Origin of the sequence: Pseudoalteromonas sp. c7(2019) (assembly GCF_011378625.1) — a bacterium.
Classification (GTDB): domain Bacteria; phylum Pseudomonadota; class Gammaproteobacteria; order Enterobacterales; family Alteromonadaceae; genus Pseudoalteromonas; species Pseudoalteromonas arctica.
The window spans coordinates 192939-201003 of record NZ_WTKS01000010.1 but is presented as its reverse complement, the minus strand read 5'-3'; the positions used below and the strand labels follow the sequence as shown (position 1 = coordinate 201003).

General features: G+C 41.7%; 7 protein-coding genes. All 7 read right to left on the bottom strand.

Annotated features, from left to right (window positions below; all coding sequences use genetic code 11):
- Nucleotides 1–6: 6 nt before the first annotated feature.
- The 7 genes from GQR38_RS13075 to GQR38_RS13045 all read right to left on the bottom strand — a co-directional run bounded on the left by GQR38_RS13075 (nucleotide 7) and on the right by GQR38_RS13045 (nucleotide 8049).
- A complete protein-coding gene (locus GQR38_RS13075) occupies nucleotides 7–351 on the bottom strand; it encodes a hypothetical protein (RefSeq protein ID WP_165737982.1) in 345 nt (114 codons plus the stop codon).
- Between the two features lie 164 nt (nucleotides 352–515).
- Entirely contained in the window at nucleotides 516–1250 is a 735-nt protein-coding gene (locus GQR38_RS13070; RefSeq protein WP_165721767.1) for a hypothetical protein, read from the bottom strand.
- A gap of 654 nt (nucleotides 1251–1904) precedes the next feature.
- On the bottom strand, nucleotides 1905–3209 hold the full coding sequence (gene serS / locus GQR38_RS13065; RefSeq protein ID WP_096793228.1) for a serine--tRNA ligase: 1305 nt from the start codon (nucleotides 3207–3209) through the stop codon (nucleotides 1905–1907).
- 9 nt (nucleotides 3210–3218) lie between these two features.
- Entirely contained in the window at nucleotides 3219–3599 is a 381-nt protein-coding gene (gene crcB, locus GQR38_RS13060) for a fluoride efflux transporter CrcB (protein ID WP_021032117.1), read from the bottom strand.
- Nucleotides 3592–4935 carry a replication-associated recombination protein A gene (locus GQR38_RS13055; protein ID WP_165721768.1) on the bottom strand — a complete coding sequence of 448 codons (1344 nt, stop codon included), beginning with the start codon at nucleotides 4933–4935 and terminating at the stop codon, nucleotides 3592–3594. Before GQR38_RS13055 ends, crcB begins: the two co-directional genes overlap by 8 nt.
- A complete protein-coding gene (gene lolA, locus GQR38_RS13050) occupies nucleotides 4928–5554 on the bottom strand; it encodes an outer membrane lipoprotein chaperone LolA (RefSeq protein ID WP_007582981.1) in 627 nt (208 codons plus the stop codon). The genes GQR38_RS13055 and lolA overlap by 8 nt, the downstream gene beginning before the upstream one ends.
- Nucleotides 5554–8049, bottom strand: a complete 2496-nt coding sequence (locus tag GQR38_RS13045; RefSeq protein WP_165721769.1) for a DNA translocase FtsK 4TM domain-containing protein — start codon at nucleotides 8047–8049, stop codon at nucleotides 5554–5556. Before GQR38_RS13045 ends, lolA begins: the two co-directional genes overlap by 1 nt.
- Nucleotides 8050–8065 lie beyond the last annotated feature (16 nt).

Genomic DNA, 8065 nt, shown 5'->3' with positions numbered 1-8065 from the left:
TGATGTTTATACATTAGCTCGTCTTGACTTCAAGGGAGCGTCCATATATGTCACTGTTATCGTTTTCTCTACTCCATTACCTACTGCGTGAAGGTTGTAATAAACAGAACTACCCACTGGAAAGTTTTCAGAGAGGTAAGGAGGCGCTGTCAGATATTGGATGCACTCCTTTGAAATATGCGAACAGAATTCATGTTTTGTGAAACCAATTTCTTCGGGTTTAGCTTTGATAAATTCTGCCTCTGATAGATAAACATCAGGATTAGATATTATGTAGCTTCCAATTGAAGTACAGCCAGATAAGAACTGAGCGAAAATAATTAGGAAAACTATTTTAATTTTGTTGTTCATTTTTACTACAGCACTTTAAGTTACTCACGGGACTCTGCTTTGGCAGCTAACGCCCGCCTAACACGCAATGTGTTGGCATGGCTTTTTGCGTTGTTTGCCAAAAACATGACAACTTTACATTGTCGGAGTTTAGGCGCTTGTTATGTTCTTTAAACAACAGGACACTAACCAAATAAAATACCAAAGTCATCAGTTAAGTATACTGGCTCTGTTTCAGTCCCAGTAATTATATATAATTTGTCTATGTATTCTGGTAAATATTTAAATAGCTCAGGGTAATGCTTAACATCACGTAATGTGCAATTGCCAATGGCTGAAATATGATTGCCATTTTCAATTGCACATTCGTCTAACTTAATGATTTCGTCTATGCTGTGTTTGTAATATTTGGCATTCAAGCCCAACGTCGAAATAAACTTTAAAACTCTAGGGGCAAGATCTATATATTTATATTTGCCATTAAAAAAGAACTCTTCAATATCGCCATAGTTGTTTACAGTTTCGATATTTTTCGTAAGTAGCCATTTGCAATGTTCGACATCGATAAGTGCGAATTCTCCTCCGCATTGCAGCAAGAAATTTACTTTTTGGCTTTTCGAATTTTTTAACGACCAATCGCCTTTGTTACTACTAAATCCAGTATTACGTTTCGCATATTCTGACATCTCGTAAAACTTGGTTTCGACTACTGCAGCTTCCTTTAAAAAAATCGGAGAAGTTAATTCTTCTATTAAAACCGCTTTACCCTGAATTCTAACTATTCTTTCATCAATACTTTCAGTTAACGCTGTTACTTCACGCTTAAACTGTTTTTTTATCTTTTTTGCTTCAGTCGGCAATAAGAATAGAATCGAAAAAAAAGCTACTAACCCTAATATCAAGTAATAAATGTTGTCCAAAATCCCGCCCTATTAGAGTGTTGCAGTATAATTCACATAAAGAACATAACAGCTTATTGAACACCACTTTGGGGGTTTATAACACCCCAAAACGGCGTATATTACATGGCTCAATAATTCCACTAAATAACTCTAATGTAAACAAGTAATTACGTATGTTATAAAATGCTCGCTGTTAAAATACACCAAAACGACTTTTAATAATGTTATTGGACAAAACACTGTTCACACACAGTGTATTTGAAAGTTGAATATTATTTATGAAATCTCTCTTTCTAACCACGATTAAAGGCCATATGTATAGCAATAACTATTGTTACAAACTACACAAAGAGCATTATTGAAGCTTATCTTTTTTGGTTAACTGCCTATATCTGCTTTAACAATATGCAACACGTACTGGCTCTATGGGAGATACTCAAGTGAAGTTATGTTTAAATCATTTAGTAAACTCGTAAAATGTAGCGCTAGAAACTGATAAAAAAGAAAGGTGCATATTTTTGTTAAAGAACTATAACGCGCTAAAGCACGTCCTACATATTAACTGAACCTTATTACCTTTAACCTAAAACAAAAAAGCCGCTGTTTATTGCAAACAGCGGCTTTCGTCTTAAGATTTACAAGCTTAAAGCTTGCTTAACTTAAACTTGATTTTTATTGTTTACCAATTACTTCAAGTCCACCCATGTATGGGCGTAATACTTCTGGTACTACTACTGTGCCATCGGCTTGTTGGTAGTTTTCTAGTATGGCTACTAGTGTACGGCCAACGGCTAAGCCTGAACCATTTAGTGTATGTAGTAACTCTGGCTTTTTAACACCTTCACGACGAAAACGTGCTTGCATTCTACGCGCCTGAAAGTCAGCCATGTTTGAACAAGACGAAATTTCACGGTATGTGTCTTGCGCAGGTAACCATACTTCTAAATCGTATGTTTTAGCTGAGCCAAAGCCCATGTCGCCCATACATAAAATTACTTTACGGTATGGTAGGTCAAGTGCTTGTAGTATTTGCTCTGCGTGCCCTGTTAACTCTTCAAGCGTTGCCATTGAGTCTTCTGGTTTTACAAGCTGTACGAGTTCAACTTTATCAAACTGGTGTTGACGAATTAAGCCACGTGTATCGCGACCATAGCTGCCTGCTTCACTTCTGAAACACGGAGTGTGGGCAACTAAGCGAATTGGTAAATCGCTTTCATCGTAAATTTCGTCGCGTGCGCTGTTTGTAAGCGGTACTTCAGCTGTAGGAATTAAGCTAAAGCCGGCTTGTTGTTCGCCGTCGTCATTTACAAGGCCTAATGTGTGGAATAAATCGCCCGCAAATTTAGGTAGTTGGCTCGTGCCGTAAAGGCTTGCACTATTTACTAAGTACGGTACATACATTTCTGTATAGCCGTTTTTATCAGCATGTGTATCTAGCATAAATTGCGTTAGTGCACGGTGCATACGCGCTACTTGGCCGCGCATTACAGTAAAGCGTGCGCCACTAATTTTAACGCCCATTTCAAAGTCTAAGCCGTTTAGGTCTTGGCCTACATCTACATGGTCTTTAACTTCAAAATCGAATTTTTTAGGTGTGCCCCACGTTAAAATTTCAACGTTGTCGTCTTCGTCTTTACCTGCGGGTACCGACTCGTCTGGCAAGTTTGGAATTGCTAAAGCAATGTCGTTAATTGCGGCTAATACTTCATCTTGCTCTGTTTTAGCGGCGTCTAGCTCACTGCCTAAGTTAGCCACTGCATCAAGTAGTGGCTGTGCGTCTTCGCCTTTAGCTTTGGCTTGACCAATTGCTTTTGCGCTTGCATTACGTTGACTTTGAAGTTCTTGCGTTTTTACTTGTAATGTTTTGCGTTTTTCTTCAAGTGCCGTTACCGTCGCGACATCGAGTTCGTAACCGCGAGCTGCTAAACGTGCTGCAGTTTGTTCGATGTCTTGACGTAAAAATTTAGAATCTAACATGTTAGTTTTTTAACCTTTTTGCATTACTAGCTGAAGGCCCAGCCAAGCCATAAAAATACACACCATCACGTTTAAGATGATATTGAGGGCCATTTTAATAAAGTGACCTTGTTGTAATAACAACAACGAGTCCATTGAGAATGTTGAAAAGGTGGTTAATGCACCTAAAAAGCCAATACCGATAAGGGTTTTAGCGGGGCTTGCGGTGATAATTTCTTTATCTATCAAACCGTACAAAATGCCCATTAACAATGAACCCAGAATATTAACCGTCAACGTGCCAAAAGGGAATCCCCTACCGAGGAGTTTTAGCATGCTTTCGCTAATAAAAAACCGTAAACACGCACCTGAGGCTCCGCCAAGGGCGATCATCATATAAAGTTTAATCATTTTCGTATCGTTTAAGTGGGCTTTGCGCATCGCGCTCTTTTAGGTAATCGAGTTTTTGTTTGATTTTTTGTTCAAGTCCGCGCTCGCTCGGTAAGTAATATTCTTTACCGTCCATTTCTGGTGGTAAATATTTTTCACCTGCGGCAAATGCGCCCTCTTCATTGTGCGCATAACGGTACTCAGCGCCATACCCTAAGTCTTTCATTAAATTAGTTGGGGCATTACGTAAATGCTCTGGCACTGGGTAACTTGGCTCGTTTTGAGCATCCTGCTTGGCTTGATTAAACGCCATATACACCGCATTACTTTTAGGTGCGCTGGCTAAATACAATGTGGCTTGTGCAATTGCACGCTCACCTTCGCTTGGACCAACACGTTGAAATATATCCCACGCATTTAGGGCGACTTCCATTGCGCGCGGATCGGCGTTACCAATGTCTTCTGTAGCTATGGCAAGTAAACGCCTTGCAACATATAGAGGGTCACCGCCACCGGCTAAAATTCGGCAATACCAATACAGTGCACCATCAGGAGAGCTGCCACGTACTGATTTATGAAAGGCTGAGATTAAATCGTAAAACTCATCGCCGCCTTTATCGTATTTAGCTAAATGCGTTGGTAACACTTGGCTAAGTACGTGCTCGTCTACGTTGTATTGACCGTTTTGCTCGGTTGTTAAATCAACCGCTTGTTCAAGTAAGTTAAGTACTTTGCGCGCATCGCCACCACTTGCTTGGCACAGTGCCTTTTTAGCGTTGTCGGCAATAGTGATATGCTTTTGGCTTAGCTGCTCGTCTTGTTTAAGTGCACGTTCTATTACGGTATATAAGTCGGCATCGGCAAGCGATTTTAAAACATACACGCGTGCACGCGACAATATAGCGTTATTAAGGGCAAACGATGGGTTTTCGGTGGTTGCACCTACAAATATAAAGGTGCCGTCTTCTATGTGCGGTAAAAACGCATCTTGCTGAGACTTATTAAAGCGATGAACCTCGTCAACAAACATAAGGGTGCGTTGGCCACGGCTTTCTAGGTTATCGCGCGCTTGCGTTACGCTGTCACGTATATCTTTTACGCCTGCGGTTACCGCCGACATTTGTATAAGTGAGGCATCAGCATGGTTGGCAATTATTTGCGCAAGTGTTGTTTTACCTACACCCGGTGGGCCCCATAAAATTAAACTATGGCATCGCCCCGCGACAATGGCTTGATGCAGTGGTTTATCAGCACTTAATAAGTGTTGCTGACCAATGTACTCGTCAAGCGTTGTGGGGCGCATACGCGCAGCAAGTGGCCGTACATCGGGCCCAAAGTTAAAACCTAAATTACTCACCGTTACTCTGATCGTCTATTTCAACACCTTCAGGAGGCGTAAATTCAAAAGTGCTTTTATCAAGCGGCGTATTAACTTGGGCATTGTTAAACGTAAATGACGATAGCTGCCCTGAGTTGTCGGTAACGACTAGTTTAGCAAGGCCTTGCTCGTTACCCGCAAACGCTATATCAAGTTGTTCTACTTGGCTTTCTACGCCTTTATTTGGCGTTACGCTAAAGCCTGTATTTGTTGCAAGTACGCTGTATTTCTCCCACTGTGCTGGGTCTTTTGATGTAAGTAGCACAAATGGTGTTGAGTCGATTAGACTACTGGTTTTCATAATTGTTACTTGCTCAGCAAAGCTGTCGAAGTAATAGGTTTTATCGCCGTTTGATACAAATAATGTATCGTCTGGATTTGTTTGCTGCCAGCGAATCATCATAGGCTGTTGAAGCGCTATTGTGCCCTCGCCTTGCATAACCGCTTGGCCTTCTTTGTCTGTTACTTTTTGTGCAAACTGCGCTTTAAAGCTTTTTAAAGTGGCAAGTCTGTCTTGTAATGCTTGGCTGTCATCAGCAAAGCTTGGTGCGGCAAGTACGCTGCCTAACACTAATAATAAGGCGTTAAATTTTTTCATTAATTTGCTCCATTAGGTACTAATACATCGCGAGCGCCGTTATGACCTGGTGAACTCACGATACCCGATGTTTCCATTTGTTCGACTAAACGTGCTGCGCGGTTATAGCCAACACGCAGTTTACGTTGCACTGACGATACCGATACCTTGCCGGTTTCAATTACAAACGACACGGCTTCGTCGTATAACGGATCGTTCTCTTCGTCTGCATTTTCGCTTGCTTCACCTGGCAATAAAATATCTTCACTGGCATCACCATTGAGTATTTCATCAACGTAATTTGGCTTAGCACGCGCTTTCCAATCGTTTACTACGGCGTGTACTTCATGGTCGTCTACAAACGCGCCATGTACACGCTCTGGTACACTAGTGCCTGGTGGTAAATAAAGCATATCGCCCATACCCAGTAAGTTTTCTGCGCCTTGCTGGTCAAGTATCGTGCGCGAGTCTATTTTACTTGATACCTGAAACGCCATACGTGTTGGTATATTTGCTTTAATTAAACCGGTTATTACATCTACCGAAGGGCGCTGCGTTGCCAGTATTAAATGAATACCTGCCGCACGTGCTTTTTGGGCTATGCGGGCAATCAGCTCTTCTACTTTTTTACCAACAATCATCATCATGTCGGCAAACTCGTCAATTACTACAACAATACTTGGTAACTTACCAAGTTCTTCCGGGCCTTCTTTCATGCCATCGGTGTCTTTAAATAATGGGTCAAGAATTGGATAACCCGCTTCATTGGCTTCAAGCACTTTTTGGTTGTAACCTTTTAAGTTACGCACTCCCAATGCTGACATTAATTTATAACGACGTTCCATTTCGCCCACACACCAACGCAGTGCGTTGGCGGCTTCTTTCATGTCGGTGACTACTTCACACAATAAATGCGGAATGCCTTCGTATACTGATAGCTCAAGCATTTTAGGGTCAATCATAATCATACGTACATCGTCAGGACCCGATTTGTACAACAAGCTTACTATCATGACATTAACGCCCACTGATTTACCTGAACCGGTTGTACCGGCCACCAGTAAGTGTGGCATTTTACCTAAATCAGCACAGACAGGCTGACCGGCAATGTCTTTACCTAGCACCATGGTAAGTGGCGATGGATTTTGCTCAAATTTAGGCGCGTTTATTACTTCTGACAAACGTACTATTTCGCGGTGTTTATTAGGAAGCTCAATACCAACATACGTTTTACCCGGTATAACTTCTACAACACGCACACTAATTGCCGAAAGCGAACGGGCTAAATCTTTTGCTAAACCTGTAATTTTAGACACCTTAATACCTGGCGCTAAATCTAGCTCAAAGCGTGTAACAACAGGGCCTGGGTATACCGCTACAACTTTAGCCTGTACGTTAAAGTCGAGTAGTTTTGTCTCTACTAGGCGCGATACTGTATCGAGCTCTTCTTGCGAAATTGGGTTTTTAGCTTTGTCCGGTCTGTCGAGTAAATCGAGCGACGGTAATGGCCCCGGTGGTGGTTCTTGCGTTAATAATTGCTCAAACTTTTCTTTAGCCGTTGGCGGTGGTTGATATTGCGCTTTTGATTTAGGCATTGGTCTTGCTGGCGATACCACTGTTGTAACTGGTTTTTCTGGCTCTACAACTGGGCTTTGGTCAAGCGCGTTTAATGCAGCGGCCGTGTCCATTGGTTCGTCGTCTATGGCGCTAAAGCCAATTTCTTGATCGAGTATGTCGTCAAGCTCGTCAAACGGCATAAAATCGTCACTAATTTGTGGCTCGCTAAATGGCGTTTGCGGTTTATTAATTGCTTTTTGTTTATCTGCTTTTTTAGCTGATGTAGACAGCTCTATTTGCTCTTTTATATCGTCTTCAAAATGGGCGTCTTCTTCATCGTGATTATTTGCTTTGCCCGCAGCGTGTTCTCGGTGCATCCAACCTTTTGCGTACGATACAATAAAGCGGTAAAACCTAACCATTAAATCGCCAAGGTAATCTACAAAATCAACCCACGATACACCTGTTAATAAGGTAAGCCCGGCAAAAAAGAAACACAGCAATAATATAGATGTACCGGTAAAGTTAAACGCAGGCATCATGGCTGATGCAATAACATCGCCCACTACCCCACCAGAGGAAAAGTTATAAATATCGTCAAAATTGATACTACTAATAGCGGTAGCTGAGGTAATAAATAAAGCAAAACCAATAACACGCAGCGCTAAGGTGGTGTAATCAAGCTGTAAAATGCGGTGAGGTTGTTTAAATAGCAAGTAGCCAAATAGCTGAATGGCCGCTGGCACTAAGTAAGCCAACCAACCAAAGGTGAGTAATAAAATGTCGGCTATCCATGCACCGGCTGCTCCTGTGATATTGCTTACTTCGCTAAAACTAGTTTGCGACCATGCAGCATCTGCTGGATCAAAGCTGATCAAGGCACATAAAATAAATATTGCCGTAAAGGTGCTGATAATCAGCCCTGTTTCTAATAGTCTTTGCACACCGTTTAGGCGCATAGTTCCCTATTCCTCT